Below are 16,100 nucleotides of genomic sequence, written 5' to 3'. Positions count from 1 at the left end.
GGACACTAGGATCCTTTTTGTCCGGACGGGGGTATCTGGAAAGGGGGCGGTGAGCATGCACCACTGGTGTGGCCGACCGCGAGTTAGTGAGTTCGACCCGAAGGGCGTGACCGGCACGGCCGCCGGCCCTGGCATTACGTACGCAGGGTGAGCGCGCATGCCCATCCGTCTCGACATGCGTACCTCCGCCATCGTGGCGGTCACCATCCGGGAATGGGTGCGGGCCGTGCACCCGGGCGCGACCGCGCCGGGGCACTCGCCCGCCGTTCCCTCCGACGAGCTCGAGCGCATCTTCGGCCGGGTCATCGACGAATTACTCGCATTGGCCGGGTCCGAACCGTTTCCGGTGCGCGATGCCCGCCGCATCGGCCGCAGCCTGGCCGAGTCTCCGTTCGACCGCACCCGCATGCTGGCCCCGGCCAGCCGCGCGCTGCTCGGCCTGTCGCCGGGCCTGCGCGGTTCGCTGATCGCCACTCGCTGGTCGTTCATCGCCAGCCAGGCCATCGACGCCTACGCCGAGGCGCTGCAGCAGCGTGCCCTGGTGCAGCAGGAGCGCAGCCTGTCGGAGGCGGTGTCGGTGCGGGTGCAGGAGATCGCCGCGCTGCAGACGCGGCTGCGGCACGAGGCCACCCACGACGCATTGACCGATCTGGCCAATCGCTCGCTGCTGCAGGAGCGGGTGCGGGTGATGGGCACCGATCCGGCGCGCGGCGTCGGCCTACTGCTCATCGACCTCGACGACTTCAAGCAGATCAATGACACCTTCGGCCACACGGTCGGCGACGAGGTGCTGGTCACCATTGCCCAGCGGCTGCGCTCGACCTGCCCGGCCGAGGCGGTGATCGCGCGCTACGGCGGCGACGAGTTCGTGGTCGCCACGCCCGCCCGCCGCAATACCCTCGGTGAGCTGGCCATGCGGGTGCTGTCCGCGCTGTGCGAGCCGGTGCCGACGGCATCGGGTCCGGTCCCGGCGTCGGCGAGTGTCGGCACCGCGTTCTGCCCGCCCGCCCGCGAGTGCGACTTCTCGGATCTGCTGCGCAGCGCCGACCGGGCCATGTATTCGGCGAAAACCGCGGGCAAACGCCAGTTCGCGGTGTCGGAGCTGGACGAAGAGGAGGTTGATCCAGGCCGCCGCGAGGCTCACTTCGCCGCGGTGGCCGGGTAGGCCATACCGCCGGGGCCGGGTTATCGGTCACCTCACAGCACGTAGCAACTGTACGGCGAATTTTGCTGCGTAGGCTGGTCGCATGGCTACGGTCGTCGTTCTGCTCATTGTCATGGTGGTCGTCCTGCTGGCCGTGGTCGCGGTCAATCGTGCTCAGCGTTCGCGGTCGAACACCCAGCTCGAGGATGCGAAGGCCGACGCGCGCCGGGTCATCGAGCGGCTCGGCGGGCAGGTCTACAACCTCGATGGGACCGACGCCGCGTCCAAGCAGGCGCTGGCCGATGCGGGCGAGCGCTTCAATGCCGCCGGGTCGCAGATCGAACAGGCCAGCACCCCGGCCCAGGCCCGGCTGGCGAAAGAGACCGCGCTCGAAGGGCTTTACTACGTGAGCGCCGCGCGCACCGCGATGGGCATGGATCCCGGTCCGGCCGTTCCCGAACTCGACGGGCAGCGCAGCGCGGGCCGCGTGACCGAGGACCGTGCCATCGATTTCGACGGCCGTCGCGTCGAAGCCTCGCCGACCCCCTCGGCGGCCACCCCGAACTACTACCCGGGTGGCCGCGTCGCGGGCCGTCCCGTTCCGGCCGGTTGGTACTCCGAACCCTGGTGGAAGACCGCCCTGGTCGCCGGTGCCTGGGGTGTCGGCTCCGCCGTGCTGTTCAACGCGCTGTTCAGCGGGATGTCGGGCATCGGCTACGACACGACCGCCTTCGAAAACGGTTACGGCGACGGCTATCAGGCGGGCTTGGACGCCGCCGACGGCGGATATGACGGCGGCGGCAACGACCAGGGCGGTTACGACCCCGGCTACGACCAAGGCGGCTACGACCAGGGCGGCATCGATCCCGGTGCCGACCTCGGCGGCCAGGACTTCGGTGACTACGGCGATTTCGGTGGCTTCGACGGGTTCGACGGCGACTTCTGAGGTCCGCTCAGCGCTGGTCGCGAGTCGACTCCAGGAAGGCCCGAATAGCGCTGACCAGTTGCGCGGGTTGATCTTCGGGCGAGAAGGTGCGCGAGTCGTGGATCAACTCGATGCGGGCATCGGCGAAATCGGCGGCCAGGCGCTCGGCGTAGCGCGCCGGGAAGAAGCGGTCGCCCGCCGAGAACGCCAGTAGCACAGGCTGTTTGAACTCGCCGAAAGTCTTTGCGGCGGACAAGGTGTACCGGCTGTCGATACCGGTGATGACGCGACGCACGTCCTCGCGAATCGGTTTCGCATTGACCGGCAGCGCGTAGGAGTCGCTGACCGCGGGCTCGATCGGACCGCGCGCCAGCCAGCCGTAGGCGATGGGCAGGCGGCGGGTCGCGCGGATGCGCAGGCTCAGCGCGAGGACGGTGAGCGCCCCGGGAGTGCGGGCGGCCAGGCCGACGTAGTTGAAGAACGGGGGCGGGAAGTTCTCGTAGGCGTCGCACGAGGTCAGCACCAGGCGGGCGACGAGGTCCGGCCGGCCGGCGACGACCAGCTGGCTGACCGCACCGCCGGAATCGTTGCCCACCAAGGTGACCGGTCCCAGGTCGAGTTCCTCGATGGCGGCGATGACCAGCTGGGCCAGGCCCGGCGGGGTCAGATCGGCGTCGGGCATGGCGGTGGTGTGCGAGCCCATCGGCAAATCGATTGCAATGCAGCGGAATTCGACCGACAGTGGCGCGATGACCTTGCGCCACAGGTTGGCGTTGGCAAGCAGTCCGTGCACGAAGACGATGGGATCGCCACTGCCGCTGTCGAATACGGTCAGGGTTCCTTGCGGCAGGGCGAGTTCGCGCCGGGCGCCGAGGACGGGATCGCGGAAGGCCGCGCGGGATTCGGGGCTGATGGTGTTCGTCATCTGGATGACTCCCTCGTGGAGCAGAGACGGTGAAGAGGATTCCAAACTAACAAACAGGCTGCCTGTTTTCAATGGCTCCGCGCTACGATCCACCCACCGAGCCCGGAAAGGTGCAGATGATCAGGCAAGCCGAACGATCCGAGTCGACCCGCGCGACCTTGATCGCCGCCGCACGCGAACTGTTCGCCGAACGCGGCTACGCGGCGGTCGGCACCCCCGAGATCGTGGAGCGCGCCGGCAGCTCCCGCGGCGCGCTGTACCACCAGTTCAAGGACAAGAAGGATCTGTTCCGGGCGGTCTACGAGCAGGTTCAGCAGGAGATCCTGCAGCAGGTCGCCGAAACCATGGCCGAGGCCCCGCCCACCGACCCGATGGCGGTCCTGGAGGCGGGCCTGCACAACTTCCTGCTCTCCTGCGTCGACACCGAAAGGGTCCGCATCGCCCTCATCGACGCGCCGTCCGTGCTGGGCTGGCAGGAGTGGCGCGAGGTCGACGAGAAGTACGGCCTGGGCCTGGTGGTTGCCGGTCTCGAATCCGGTATCCAGGCGGGCGTCCTGCGCGCCGACCTCGATATCCGCCCCCTGGCCCTGATGATCCTGTCGGCCCTGGGCGAGGCCGCCATGTTCATCGCCAACTCCGACGACCCCGAAACCGCCCGCGCCCGAACCGAACCCCCGGTACTGGCCTTGGTGAACGGTCTACGAGTCTAGACAACGGAATTCGGCGACACGGGTACCGAAATCGAGCCCCGGCCCCACAATCGATCGGGTGACGGACCTGGTGCTCACGCCGCAACGCCGAACCGAGCTGTCCGCCCTGCTCGCCGACGAACCGCGCCTGCACGCCGAATACCCCAGGGTGGCCGAGTATCTCGACACCGCCTCCCGCCTACCCGGCACCGGTGACGAACGCGCCGACGCCACCTTCGACCTGAGACTCGTCCACTACTTGACGGGCGGCGCGTCGGAGAATCCGTACTGGGACATCGTCGAGCCCGCCGTGTCCGAGACCGCCCGCCGTCGCGTCGTCAACGGCAAACGCGTAACCGGAAGCGCCAGACTCGCCTTCGCCCAGACGATCCTGCAATCCACCTACGCCTACGCCATCCCGTCCCCCGAAACGGCCGCTTGGATAGCCGACGTCTGCGACGGCGGACCGGTCACGGAAATCGGTGCCGGACGCGGCTATTGGGCAGCCCAGCTCACCCGCGCCGGACTGACGGTGCACGCCTACGACTCCGAGCCCCCCGACATCACCGAAAACCCGGCCTTCCCCGCCACTCCCGGCCAACGCCCCCTCTGGCACCCGGTCAGCGCCGACCCCACCGCCGCCCGCAAAGCAGGCCGACACGATCACACCCTCCTCCTGTGCTGGCCCCCCGGCTGGGGCAACAGCATGGCCTCCACAGCCCTCACCGCCTACACCCGAGCAGGCGGCACCCACCTCCTCTACATCGGCGAACCCCCCGGCGGCAAAACCGCCGACACCCCCTTCTTCGAAGCCCTCGACCACCACTGGCACTTGACTTCCGAAGACCCCCGCTACGTCTCCTGGTGGAACCTCACCGACCGAGCCCAACTCTGGACCCGCCGACGATGAGCGGCTCGACAGCGGCCGTCGTGGCGCACAACTCGTCGCGAGGCCGACACCGGCCGACTCCCGTGTTCGTGGTGTCGGAGCAACGCGATCGACCGAGCGCTATGGTCCGTGCCATGGCTGATTCCGATCTTTCCAGACTGGTCGAACCAGCAGTCGAACGTGGAGACCTGGACGAACTGCGGCGCCTTGCGACCGCCGGTAGCGGAGACGCGCTCGACGAACTGGTCCAACTGGCCGCTGAACGCGGCGACAAGAATGAGCTGCGACGACTGGCCGCCGAGGGGAGCAAGGACGCGATCGACGAGCTCGTCCAACTCGCAGACGAGCAGGACGACCTCGATGAGCTGCGCCGACTCGCCGCGGCCGGCAACTCCGACGCGATCGACTTGCTCGCCGAGCACGACGAATGACCGGTGACAAGATCAGGGAGCTCTCATCGAGGGAAAGCGGACGAAAGTCCGCGGTGAGAGCTCCCTGATCTTGATTGCCGTCAGGGGTCAGGAGTTGTCGTGGCCCGTGACGGTGATCGAGGTGACTCGGAGTTCGGGGTCGCCGAGGGTTTCGTTGCCGGTGATGGTGGCTGTGGCGGTGAAGAAGTCGCCTTCGGTGAGGGTGGCGGTGCCGGGGCCGGTGAGTTCGATGGAGGTGCCGTCGAGGGCGTAGTACTCGGTGGGGGCGGCGGTGGCGAAGGCCGCGCGGCTGTCGCCGGTGACGTTGTACATCTTGCCGTAGAAGGTCACCGTCTCGCCGATGTGGTGGGTGTAGTCGGCGAGGATCTCCTTGAGGGCGGCCTCCGTTGCGGGGGACTGCTTCTGGATGGAGACGACCGGCTGGGCGACGGCGGTGGTGGCGATGCCGCCACCCGCGACGGCCACGGCGAGAACGGCTGCGGTGATGTACTTGCGCATGTGTACTTCCTGTCGAACCTGACGCGGAGGACCACGCGCCCCCGCCGCATCAAGATCGCACACCGGTCCGACGAACGTTAACGGCCGGAGGTGGACAGGCGTCGGATCGGTTGGCGCACGGTCGGTTCGGCGCCCAGGTCGCGGAGCCAATGGTCCAGGTCGGCGAGGTCGCGGGGGCCGAGCTGGTCGGGGTCGATGGTGGTGCGGAGTTGGTGCGGGACACCGGAATCGAGCAGGGCGCGCAGGCTGCGGGCGGCGGGGCGGATGCTGCCGGGGGTGGCGGTGATGTCGTCGTAGCGGGCGGGCGGGGCCTTCACGTCGAAGCCGACCCAGTCGAGCAGGTCCGCCGACAGCAGCTGCTCGAAGCGCCGCGGGTAGGAGCCGGCGGTGTGCAGGCCGGTCGCGTAACCCATGGCCCGCACCTCGCGCAGCGCCTCGACCAGGCCGGTCTGTAGCAGCGGCTCGCCGCCGGAGAACACCACGCCGTCGAGCAGCCCGCGGCGGCGGAACAGGTGCAGCCGCACCGAGTTCCAGTCCACGACGGGCAGGGTCCGCGGCGAGAGCAGTTCCGGATTGTGGCAGTAGCCGCAGCGCCACGGGCAACCCTGGGTGAAGACCGTGGTGACCAGCTTGCCGGGCCAGTCGCAGGTGGACAGGCGGGACCAGCCGCCGAGCCGGATCACGCGGGCACCCCGGCCGGTTCGCGGAAGGGCACCCGTTCGGCATGTTCGCCGCGCTTGCCGATATTGAACGAGGACACCGGCCGGTGATAGCCCATCACCCGGGTCCACACCTCGCATTCGGAACCGCAGGTGGGGCAGGAGGATTGTTCTCCGGCGAGATAGCCGTGCGCCGGGCAGATGGAGAACGTCGGGGTCACCGTCAGGTAGGGCAGTGAGAAGCGTTCCAGTGCACGGCGGACGAGGGTGCGGCACGCTTCGGCGGTCGTGATGCGCTCGGACATGTACAGGTGCAGCACCGTGCCGCCGGTGTACTTGGTCTGCAACTCGTCCTGGCGTTCCAGCGCCTCGAACGGGTCGTCGGTCCAGCCGACCGGCAGCTGCGTCGAATTCGTGTAGTACGGATTGGATTCCGTTCCGGCCTGGCGGATTCCGGGGAAGCGCGCGCGGTCCTCCTTGGCGAACCGATAGGTCGCGCCCTCCGCGGGCGTCGCCTCCAGATTGAACAGATGCCCGGTGCGCTGCTGGAATTCCACCATCCGCGCCCGCACGTGATCGAGCAGTCGCACCGCCATGGCATGCCCCTCGGGCGCGGTGATATCGATTGCCCCGCGGGAGAAATTGCGGATCATCTCGTTGACGCCGTTCACGCCGATGGTCGAGAAGTGATTGTCCAGCGTGCCCAGATACCTTCGGGTGTACGGGAAGAGCCCGTCGTCCATCAGCCGCTGTACGGTCTCGCGCTTGATCTCGAGGCTCTCGCAGCCCAGCTCCAGCAGCGAGTCCAGCTCGGCGAAGAGCGCGTTCTCGTCTCCGGCGCAACGGAATCCGAGCCGCGCGCAGTTCACCGTGACCACGCCCACCGACCCGGTCTGTTCCGCGCTGCCGAACAGGCCGTTGCCGCGCGCGAGGAGTTCGGTCAGGTCCAGTTGCAGTCGGCAGCACATGGAGCGGATGTGGTGCGGTTCGCGATCGGAGTTCAGGAAATTCTGGAAGTAGGGCAGCCCGTACTTGGCGGTCATGGCGAACAGGCGCAGGGCGTTGTCGCCGTCCCAGTCGAAGTCGCGGGTGATGTTGTAGGTCGGGATGGGGAAGGTGAAGACGCGGCCGTCGGCGTCACCCGCGGTCATCACCTCGATGTAGGCGCGGTTGATGAGATCCATCTCGGCCTGCAGGTCGCCGTAGCGGAATTCCATGGCGACGCCGCCGATCACCGGGGTCTGATCGCGCAGGTCCGCCGGGCAGGTCCAGTCGAAGGTGAGGTTGGTGAACGGGGTCTGGGTGCCCCACCGCGAGGGCACGTTCAGGTTGTGGATGAGTTCCTGCATGCCCTGGCGGACTTCGCGGTAGGTCAGGTGGTCCTTGCGGACGAACGGGGCCATGTAGGTGTCGAACGAGCTGAACGCCTGGGCGCCCGCCCACTCGTTCTGCAGGGTGCCCAGGAAATTCACCACCTGCCCGCAGGCGGCCGAGAAGTGTTGCGGCGGAGCCGAGGCGATCTGACCGGGGACCCCGTTGAAGCCCTCGGTGAGCAGGCTGCGCAGCGACCAGCCCGCGCAGTAGCCCGACAGCATGTCCAGGTCGTGGATGTGGATGTCCCCCGTGCGGTGCGCGCGGCCGACGGCCTCGGGATACACGCGGTCCAGCCAATAGTTGGCGGTGATCTTGCCCGCCGCGTTGAGGATCAGCCCGCCCAGCGAAAAGCCCTGATTGGCATTGGCATTGACCCGCCAGTCACGACGTTCGAGGTACTCGGTCACGGAATCGACAGCATCAACAGCGCTCACAGCAAACATCATATTGTGCCGAAAAACGTTCCGACACACTATATCTTGTGGGACATTTGTCCCTGGACAGCCATCCGCAACTTTCACGCGAGAGTGGGACCAGCGGCGACGGGTAGCGGCGGCGGATCCCGGTCGTTATTCGGTGCGGACACGATGTGATGCAGTGCTCGAGACCCCGATCGACCACCACCGCCACCGCCCCGGATTCGATAGCGATCGGCTCTGAATCTAACCTTCCGTGCAGACGATCACACCCAATCGGTAACCGGATGTTGTGCCTCCGTTTGCACTGTGTTATCGATTTACAGTGCTGGTCAACCCCGAGGTGAACGTCTCCGGCTCGTCGGTGGCCGACGAGCGGGTGCGTTCGCGAATGCTCCCGACCGCCGCCCTGGCCGTGGCGGTGGTGTTGCTGGCCGCCGCGCAGGTCTGGGCCTCCATGCACGAGACGCTCGGACCGCTGCGCAGCCTGGTCGACGACTACTTCGCCAATCCGCAGTCCGCGGCCGTGTCGTGGGCGGGACTGGGGCTCGCGTGTATCGGGGTGCCCGCGCGGGTCCGGGCGATCAGCCTGATTGCCGCGGGGGTGCTGGATCTGCTGACACTGGCCTTGCAGGTCGCCTGCGGCTGGCACGTGTCGATCGGAACCGGGCCGACCCTGGCGCTGACCGCGCTGGCGGTGACGGTGCTGCGATGGGAAGGCGAGCGCCGGCGAACGGCATTGCAGGCCATCGCCTTCGGCGTGTTGCTCGTCATGGCGTCCAAGCTCGCCGATACCTGGCTGCTGGTCAGCATTATCGCGGGACCGCGGGTGCTCGATCGGTACGTCATGCTCGCCGACCGCGCGCTGGGCGAACCGTCATGGCTGGTGGGGCGACTGCTCGACACGCTGGGTTCGGTGCCGTCGCAGATTCTGCACGTCGTCTACATCCAGTTGCCGGTGGCGGCGGTGGTCGTCGCGGTGTGGCAGTTGCGCAAGGTGACCACGAGCGGCTGGCCGCGCCATCACCTGGTGCGGACCTTTCTGGTGCTCGGTGTCATCGGGCCGATCGGGTATGTGCTGTTCCCCGTGGTCGGCCCGGTCTTCGCCTACGGCGCGCTGGGTCACGGGCTGGAAATCGGTGACTGGCCGCAGCTCTGGCCCACCTTCGCCGCCGATCCCCAGCCGATGCTGTTCGACTCGGTGACCGCCCGCAACTGCATGCCGTCGATGCATACCGCGTGGGCGACGGCGCTGTTCGTCCACTCGCGCGGCGGCCCGCGCCGGCTGCGCTGGGCCGGGGCCTTCTGGCTGGTGTGCACGCTGCTCGCGACGCTGGGTTTCGGCTATCACTACGGCAGTGATCTGGTGGCCGGGGTGGTGCTGTGCCTGACGGTCGAGTCGGCCCTGCGCGATCCCGAGCGCGGCTGGGATCCGTACCGGGCCCGCATTGTGTCGCTGGGCGCCGCAGTGCTGGCCGGATTGTTGCTGTCCTATCGCTTCCTGGCCGAGACCATGGCCGAGCATCCGCTGCCCGCCGGAGTCCTGGTGCTGGGCGCGCTCGCCGCGGTGACCTTCACCTTCTATGCGACCTGGTTCGCGCGCCCGGATTCCAGGGTGGCGCGGTGGGGCGGCCGGGTGGCACCCGATGGATTCGCCGCAGATTAGCCAGTCTCCCAATACAATCCGGACAACTTGCGCGAAAGCCGAAAGGGTTAGTGTCTCCCTGATGATCACGACGCGGGCGGGGCAACGCAACTTGCTGCGCAATCTGAAGGCGGACGGCCGCGGTGGCCTGCCCCGCATTCCGATCTTGATCGGGCTGCTGCTCGCGCTGGCGATCACGGTCCTCTTCTCCGCCCTGCACGGGTTCCTCGACCTACAGGTCTACCGCGTCGACACCCGCGGCTGGCTCGAGCACGGCACCCTCTACGGCCCGACCCTGCCAGTGGCCGGGCACACGGATCTGCCGTTCACCTATCCCCCATCGGCGGCGGTCCTGATGATCCCGCTGGCGATCATGCCGCTGTGGCTGGCCGAATTCCTGGTCACGGCAAGCTCACTGGCCTGTCTGGGGGTGACGACCTGGCTGGTGCTGTCCCGGGTGCGGCCGGACCTGGACCCGCGCACCAAGATCACCCTGAGCGTGGCGGCGGTCGTGGTGGCCGTGGCGATCGAACCGGTCCGCACCACGCTGTGGTTCGGCCAGATCAACCTGGTCCTGATGGCCGCGGTCGCCCTGGACTGCCTGACCGAGAAGCCGCGCTGGCCGCGCGGCGTGCTCATCGGCGTGGCCGCGGTGACCAAGCTGACCCCCGCCGCCTTCGTCCTGTACTTGCTGATCCGCCGCGACTGGAAGGCCGCGGGCACCGCCACCGCCACCGCCTTCGGCATCGTGGGAGCCGGATTCCTGCTGTTCCCACAGGAATCCCGCGACTACTGGCTGCACGCCATCGTCGACACCAACCGCATCGGCTCCCCCGACTACGTCGGCAACCAGTCCCTCAAGGGCATGATGTACCGCCTCGGCCCGTCCCACACCACCGCCACGATTCTCTGGCTGGGCGTCGGCCTGGCCGTCGTCTGCGCGGGCGCGGCCCTCATGCACCACCTCTTCACCATCGAACGAGCAAACGCGGCAACCCCGCCCATCACCATCCTCTCGGTCATCGCCCTGCTGGTGAACGCCGCAGTCCTCCTGCTGATCTCCCCGGTCTCCTGGACCCACCACTGGGTCTGGGCAGTCCCCGCCCTGGTGACCGCCGCCGCCTGGACCACCACCACCCCCAGCCGCACCCCCTACGCCACCATCGCCGTCTTCGCCACGCTCTTCCTCATCGGCCCCGGCCTGGTCCCCAACGGCGGCCACCGCGAACTCCACTGGTCCTGGTGGCAACACGTCCCCGGCGACGTCTACCCCATCGCCACCATCACCCTGCTCACCTTCGCCCTGACCCGGCTGCCGCGGCTCCGCCCCCGCCCCCACTGACCCCCGGCCGGGCGATCACGTCGCTCATCCGGCGATGGATGCGTCAGCAGTTGTTCGGTTCGCCGTATTTCACCACCGACAGAATGGCGTCGCCCTCACCGAAAGGTGTTCCCGGAGCCAGGTTCTGGGCTACGACGAGCCAGTTGCGGTCGATGACCTGGTGGCGGCCCTTGCCGGTGGCGTCCTTCGAGCGGGAGTAGAAGACGCCTGCCTCATGGATCTTGTTCTGGGCGTCTTGCAGATTCATGCAGACCACCGACGGCATGATCGCCGCGGCCTCGGCGGCGGGCGCGGTGGTGGTTGCGGTCGGCGCGGCAGTGATCGCCGGCGGTATCGGCGACACGGAAGTCGACGGCACCGCCGCCGGTGTCGTCGTGGCCACCGCGGCCGACGACGTGGTCTTCGCCGATGTGGTGGTCGGGTGCGCGGTGTTGTTCGCGGTGCCGCATCCGGCCAGGGCGCAGGTCAGACCGACCAGGACGACGAGCCGACGCGAATTCGAAACCGTCGGAAGATGATTGCGCACGAAACCCCCAGCAAGGCGGTCCGGCACGAGGCCGGTCCTCGGATGAATATGACAGGTGCCGCGGCTTGCGCGGCGACGCACCAGTATCGGTGTTGTGCGGGACGGGTGGATCGGTTGGGCTATCGGTTGATGGATCGGGGGCCCGGTGACCCGGCCGTCGGGATTCCGTAGCCTGGACGGATGGTGGCGGCGAACTTCCATCGGGAGCCCGATGCGAGTTGGGATTTCGCGGGTCCGGCCACGACCCTCGGGGCTTCGATGATCGGCTATGGCAGTACGAGCGGCTCCGGGTTGGATCTTCGAGTCGCGGGGACGGCGGCGATCACTGTGCTGATCGAATTCGGCGATCGCGGCCTGGTCGTCGACGATGCGGCGGGACGGCGGACACTCGGCGGGTTCGTCGCCGGGCTTCCATTGGCGGCCATGCGCATTCGCGCCGAGCGCGCCGAGTGCATCGAGGTGCGGATGTCGCCGCTGCGCGCGTATTCGCTGTTGGGCATCGCCCCAACCGATTTGGGGTGGAGCGCGGTCTCGCTGGAGGAGTTGTGGGGGCGGCGCGCACAGCGGCTACGGGAGCAACTCGCGTCCACAACGGACTGGGGCGAACGCTTCGCACTGACCGAATCGCTGCTGGCGCAATGCGACAGGTCGGCGCGGGGGCCCGACCCCGAGGTCACCGAAGCCTGGCACCGGATACTCGCCGCGCGCGGGCAGGTGCGGATCGGGGGGCTCGCCGAATCCGTCGGCTGGAGTCACAAGCGGTTGTGGGGCCGGTTCGAGTCGCAGATCGGGCTGACGCCGAAACGAGTGGCGATGCTGGTCCGATTCCGGTCCGCGATCGACGGGCTGCTGGCGGGCCGGGCGGCGGGCGAGGTCGCCGCGGACTGCGGATACGCCGACCAAGCCCACCTGTGCCGGGACGTATCGATATTCGCCGACCGCACGCCGAGCTCGTTGACGACGCAATATCTGCCGACCATCGCGCGGCACCGGTACCGGGCCTGGGGAAAAAACTTCCAATACGGCGGGGCACCCGTCGGCCGATAGTTGGCCCATGACCGACACACTCGACACCACCGAATTGCAGAACGCGCTGGAGGCCGTCCATGCCGCGGGCATCCCCGGGCTGTTCGCCGAGGTCCGCGACCACGACCAAATCTGGTGCGGCGCGGCCGGAGTCGCCGACATCGCCACCGGCCGCCCCGTCACCCCGGATATGCGGCACCGCGTCGGCAGCCTGACCAAATCGTTCACCGCGGCCGCGGTGCTGCGCCAAGTCGACACCGGCACAATAGAACTCGACACGCCGATCGGCCACTACCTGCCCCGGCCGGTTCCCGGCGAACGGGGTTCGGCGATCACGGTCCGCATGCTGATCAACCACACCAGCGGCCTCGCCGAGTACTTCCCGCGCGCCTTCCCGTCACTCGCGGCCTTCCCGGTGATCGCGAAGACGACACCGCAGAGCCTGGATGACAACCGGTTCACCAGATTTCAACCGACCGAGCTGATCGAATTGGGCGTCTCCGCGCCCGCCACCGGCACCCCGGGTGGCACACCCGGGGTGTACTCGAACACCAATTACCTTCTCCTGTCCCAGCTGCTGGAGCGGGTCACCGGCACCTCGGCGGAGCAGTACATCACCCACGACATCATCGAACGGGCCGGGCTGCGCGACACCGAATTCCCGGCCGGACCGCACCTCGACGGCCCGCACTCGCTGCACTACGAGTCGTGGTTCGGCATGATCGACCCGCCCCGCGACTACAGCGTCTACGACATGTCCTGGGTGGGACCGGCGGCCTCGCTGATCTCGACCACCGCTGACCTGAACCGCTACTTCGGCCTGCTCGTGGCCGGTGAGATCATCAGCCCGGCGGCGCTGGCACAGATGCAGCGGACGGTCCCGGTCGTCTCCTTCGAAGGCAAGATCATCGACTACGGCCTGGGCCTGGAGAAACTGGAACTCCCCGGTCACGGAACCTATTGGGGCCAGCAGGGTTCGGTCTGGGGCGGCGGCGCGATCGCCATGACCAGCGCCGACGGCAACCGCCAGCTCTCCCTCGCGGTGAACCTACAGCGCTGGAACCGCCTGGACCCCACGGGCAAGCCCCAGCCCCACCCCATCGACAGCGCCCTGCAATCCTTCATCCTCCTGGCGCTCGCGCCGACCCGAGCAGCTCATCCCACCGACGCATGAGCAACTCGGTATAGCTGTCGGCGTCAATACCGTACGCACCGAGCGCGTACCCGTCGTTGGCCTCCACCAGCGCCGTCTCCCCGGTGCTCAGCACCCCGAAATCGATGCCGTACGCGCTCGGTGCCTGCCCGGACCGCCGGTAGGCGTCCACCGCCGCCTCCACCACCCCGAAATCCAGCGGAACCGTCGGATCTCCGTCGTAATGACCGACCGATACCACCCTCCGATCGACCACGTAGACCCGATATTCCGAAACCCACCGCACTACCTCGGAGCATCGAACCCGTTGCCGCCGACTGACATTGCCCAGCATTGCGACATCCCGCTCCGAATAGCACACGACGCCCGTGAACCCTTTGCGCCGATCGGCGGGTTTCACGAATGTCGTTGGTGTGGAACCGCTTTCGAGTGCCCTCTCGACCTCGCCCAGTGTCGAGGTCCACACCCGCCGCCGCAGAAACTCTCCGAGCGCGGCGGGATAATCATCGGGTGCGGGCACCGGAATCCCCAACTGCCGCATGGCCCCATGCATGGCATCCATATCCCCCGCGATGAACGTATCCCGCCCCAACGGCAGCTGCCGCCGATGAATCCGCTTGATCGTGTAGTACCGCACGGCTATCCCCCGCCGCCCCAACCCCGCCGCCAACAGACTGTCCTCGTGCCGCATCGGCCCCTTGCCGCAGTAGTGGAGGAATGCCGTAGAGATCATGATGCAGTCCATCATGCCGCCGGTCGGTTCGGCTGACCATGTTCGGTCGGTGCGGCGGGCGGCTGGTCAATTGTCCTGCGGTGTGCGGTTTTCCGCCGTGAGCATGGGCGCCAGGTAGCGGCGCGCGAAAGTACGTGCCTGCTCGGTGCCGTCGAGCGCGATTGCGGTCCGCGGTGTCAGCAGCAGCGACATCGCGATCCGGATATAAAGTTCGGCGACGGTGCGCAGATGCTGTTCGAGCTCGGCCGACACCGGCGTGTCCGGATTGAGTTCGCGTTTCCACGCGGCAAATCCCTGAAGGCGAAACGAGCGGAGAAGAAGGCCAAATCGGCAGACTCGCAACCCGGAATCGAGGGCTTCGAGCACAAGGGCAAGAAGGGCCGGTAGCCCGCGGCCGACTGCGCCCGCAGCTATTCGAGGTAGTCATGGAGCAACTGCGAACGTGATGGGTGGCGGAGCTTCGACATCGTCTTCGACTCGATCTGGCGAATCCGCTCGCGGGTGACACCGTAGATCGTCCCGATGTCGTCGAGGGTCCGGGGCCGCCCATCATCCAGGCCGTAACGCAGGCGCATGATGCTGGATTCACGCTCGCTGAGCGTGTCGAGCACTGCCCGCAACTGCTCCTGCAGCAGGGTGAACGCCACCGCCTCGACAGCCTCGACGGCCTCGGAGTCTTCGATGAGATCACCGAATTGGGTCGTGCCATCGTCACCGAGGGTCTGGTCCAATGAGATCGGTTCCCGTGCGATCTGCCGAATTTCGAGAACCCGCGCGGGGGTAATCTCCAATTCGTCGGCAAGCTCGTCGACGGTGACCTCACGCCCCAGCTGCTGAAACAGCTCGCGCTCAACACGTCCGAGCTTGTTGATGATCTCCACCATGTGCACCGGTATCCGAATGGTGCGGGACTGGTCGGCCATGGCGCGAGAAATCGCCTGACGGATCCACCAGGTGGCATAGGTCGAGAACTTGAATCCTTTGCTGTAGTCGAACTTTTCGACAGCCCGCACCAGACCCAGATTGCCCTCCTGAATCAGGTCGAGGAAAGCCATACCGCGTCCGGTGTAGCGCTTGGCGATCGATACAACAAGGCGCAGATTCGCCTCGAGCAGATGATCTTTGGCCGCGATGCCGTCGCGCACGACCCAGGTGAGGTCCCGGCGGCGCGCGACCGTGAGACCCAAGGGATCGCAAGACTCGGCACGCAGCTTCTCCGCCGCGTACAACCCGACCTCGATGCGGACCGCGAGATCGACCTCTTCGGCCGCGGAGAGCAAGGGAACTCGCCCGATCTGCTTCAGATACGCACGGGTCGAATCCCCCGCGGCGGTGAGCTCGGCCTCCTTGCGCGCCCGTCGCAGCGCCGGGGACTCCTCCTCATCCCAGACGCCATCGTGCTCCGCCACGGCGGCCGTGGAGTCTCGGTCGTTCGTTTCGCCTGCGGTCTCTGCCACATTCGCCTCTCCGAGAGATTCGGGTGGCATCGCGATTCGAGAAACTGGACCGCAGAGAGGCCTCGAGCGGTTCGGCAATCACCGGAACCACTGACCAGCCTACTGGCAAACGGACCAGTCCAAGCGACTACCGCACGAGGCATACCGCAGACCACGCCCGGCACGGTCCTCGTCACCGCGCGATGCGAGAGAACTCAGACGCCCGTGGCATAGTTGGCGATCGAGAACGGGCTTCACCAAGAATTTACCCGGCTCACTACAGTTCTCG

At 67.4% G+C, this 16,100-nt stretch carries 17 protein-coding genes and 1 pseudogene; 10 read left to right on the top strand and 8 right to left on the bottom strand.

The features are described from left to right. Positions 1–157 precede the first annotated feature (157 nt). Together NS2_RS31330 and NS2_RS31325 are read left to right on the top strand one after the other, a co-directional pair. Positions 158–1,165 (top strand): GGDEF domain-containing protein, encoded by a 1,008-nt coding sequence (locus NS2_RS31330; RefSeq protein ID WP_228102661.1) that lies wholly within the window; start codon positions 158–160, stop codon positions 1,163–1,165. Between the two features lie 82 nt (positions 1,166–1,247). Then, positions 1,248–2,090, top strand: a complete 843-nt coding sequence (locus NS2_RS31325) for a hypothetical protein (RefSeq protein WP_033090930.1) — start codon at positions 1,248–1,250, stop codon at positions 2,088–2,090. Positions 2,091–2,097: 7 nt separating this feature from the next. Here the strand turns inward: NS2_RS31325 and NS2_RS31320 are convergent, their stop codons facing one another. Further along, positions 2,098–2,994, bottom strand: coding sequence for an alpha/beta fold hydrolase (locus tag NS2_RS31320; RefSeq protein ID WP_096490681.1), 897 nt, complete (start codon positions 2,992–2,994; stop codon positions 2,098–2,100). A gap of 116 nt (positions 2,995–3,110) precedes the next feature. Between NS2_RS31320 and NS2_RS31315 the strand changes: the two genes are divergently transcribed. The 3 genes from NS2_RS31315 to NS2_RS31305 all read left to right on the top strand — a co-directional run bounded on the left by NS2_RS31315 (position 3,111) and on the right by NS2_RS31305 (position 5,003). Next, positions 3,111–3,704, top strand: coding sequence for a TetR/AcrR family transcriptional regulator (locus NS2_RS31315; protein WP_033090937.1), 594 nt, complete (start codon positions 3,111–3,113; stop codon positions 3,702–3,704). Positions 3,705–3,762: 58 nt separating this feature from the next. Then, a complete protein-coding gene (locus NS2_RS31310; protein WP_071344526.1) occupies positions 3,763–4,593 on the top strand; it encodes a hypothetical protein in 831 nt (276 codons plus the stop codon). A 113-nt stretch (positions 4,594–4,706) separates the two neighbouring features. After that, positions 4,707–5,003, top strand: a complete 297-nt coding sequence (locus NS2_RS31305; RefSeq protein WP_045439829.1) for a hypothetical protein — start codon at positions 4,707–4,709, stop codon at positions 5,001–5,003. A gap of 87 nt (positions 5,004–5,090) precedes the next feature. Here the strand turns inward: NS2_RS31305 and NS2_RS31300 are convergent, their stop codons facing one another. The 3 genes from NS2_RS31300 to NS2_RS31290 form a co-directional block, all read right to left on the bottom strand. Continuing rightward, positions 5,091–5,501 carry a hypothetical protein gene (locus tag NS2_RS31300; protein WP_033090929.1) on the bottom strand — a complete coding sequence of 137 codons (411 nt, stop codon included), beginning with the start codon at positions 5,499–5,501 and terminating at the stop codon, positions 5,091–5,093. Positions 5,502–5,578: 77 nt separating this feature from the next. After that, positions 5,579–6,184, bottom strand: a complete 606-nt coding sequence (locus NS2_RS31295) for an anaerobic ribonucleoside-triphosphate reductase activating protein (RefSeq protein ID WP_033090928.1) — start codon at positions 6,182–6,184, stop codon at positions 5,579–5,581. Continuing rightward, positions 6,181–7,980 carry a ribonucleoside triphosphate reductase gene (locus NS2_RS31290; protein ID WP_197707857.1) on the bottom strand — a complete coding sequence of 600 codons (1,800 nt, stop codon included), beginning with the start codon at positions 7,978–7,980 and terminating at the stop codon, positions 6,181–6,183. Before NS2_RS31290 ends, NS2_RS31295 begins: the two co-directional genes overlap by 4 nt. A 361-nt stretch (positions 7,981–8,341) precedes the next feature. Here NS2_RS31290 and NS2_RS31285 point away from each other — a divergent pair, with 361 nt between their 5' ends. Next, positions 8,342–9,616 (top strand): phosphatase PAP2 family protein, encoded by a 1,275-nt coding sequence (locus NS2_RS31285; protein ID WP_045439826.1) that lies wholly within the window; start codon positions 8,342–8,344, stop codon positions 9,614–9,616. 61 nt (positions 9,617–9,677) lie between these two features. Continuing rightward, positions 9,678–10,937, top strand: a complete 1,260-nt coding sequence (locus NS2_RS31280) for a glycosyltransferase family 87 protein (RefSeq protein WP_052086981.1) — start codon at positions 9,678–9,680, stop codon at positions 10,935–10,937. A 43-nt stretch (positions 10,938–10,980) separates the two neighbouring features. Here the strand turns inward: NS2_RS31280 and NS2_RS38055 are convergent, their stop codons facing one another. Then, complete coding sequence (locus tag NS2_RS38055) at positions 10,981–11,184, bottom strand: hypothetical protein (protein ID WP_033090926.1); 204 nt, start codon at positions 11,182–11,184, stop codon at positions 10,981–10,983. Between NS2_RS38055 and NS2_RS38050 the strand changes: the two genes are divergently transcribed. The 3 genes from NS2_RS38050 (at position 11,183) to NS2_RS31265 (ending at position 13,663) form a co-directional block, all read left to right on the top strand. Beyond that, a complete protein-coding gene (locus NS2_RS38050; RefSeq protein ID WP_033090925.1) occupies positions 11,183–11,455 on the top strand; it encodes a hypothetical protein in 273 nt (90 codons plus the stop codon). The genes NS2_RS38055 and NS2_RS38050 overlap by 2 nt on opposite strands. 188 nt (positions 11,456–11,643) lie before the next feature. Beyond that, positions 11,644–12,510, top strand: a complete 867-nt coding sequence (locus tag NS2_RS31270) for a helix-turn-helix domain-containing protein (protein WP_036550410.1) — start codon at positions 11,644–11,646, stop codon at positions 12,508–12,510. Between the two features lie 7 nt (positions 12,511–12,517). After that, positions 12,518–13,663 (top strand): serine hydrolase domain-containing protein, encoded by a 1,146-nt coding sequence (locus NS2_RS31265; RefSeq protein ID WP_045439821.1) that lies wholly within the window; start codon positions 12,518–12,520, stop codon positions 13,661–13,663. Here NS2_RS31265 and NS2_RS31260 read toward each other — a convergent pair. The 3 genes and pseudogenes from NS2_RS31260 to rpoD form a co-directional block, all read right to left on the bottom strand. Next, the gene (locus NS2_RS31260) at positions 13,611–14,375 is read right to left on the bottom strand and encodes an ATP-grasp domain-containing protein (protein ID WP_052086982.1); all 765 of its coding nucleotides are present in this window, start codon (positions 14,373–14,375) and stop codon (positions 13,611–13,613) included. The two genes, NS2_RS31265 and NS2_RS31260, sit on opposite strands and share 53 nt — an antisense overlap. A 66-nt stretch (positions 14,376–14,441) precedes the next feature. Beyond that, a complete protein-coding gene (locus NS2_RS31255; protein ID WP_143161418.1) occupies positions 14,442–14,741 on the bottom strand; it encodes a hypothetical protein in 300 nt (99 codons plus the stop codon). A gap of 44 nt (positions 14,742–14,785) precedes the next feature. Continuing rightward, positions 14,786–15,775, bottom strand: a pseudogene (gene rpoD / locus NS2_RS31250) (RNA polymerase sigma factor RpoD); the annotation flags it as partial. Positions 15,776–16,100: the final 325 nt, after the last annotated feature.

It is taken from the genome of Nocardia seriolae NBRC 15557, from assembly GCF_007990715.1.
Lineage (GTDB): Bacteria > Actinomycetota > Actinomycetes > Mycobacteriales > Mycobacteriaceae > Nocardia > Nocardia seriolae.
This window is presented reverse-complemented; position numbering and strand designations above follow the sequence as displayed.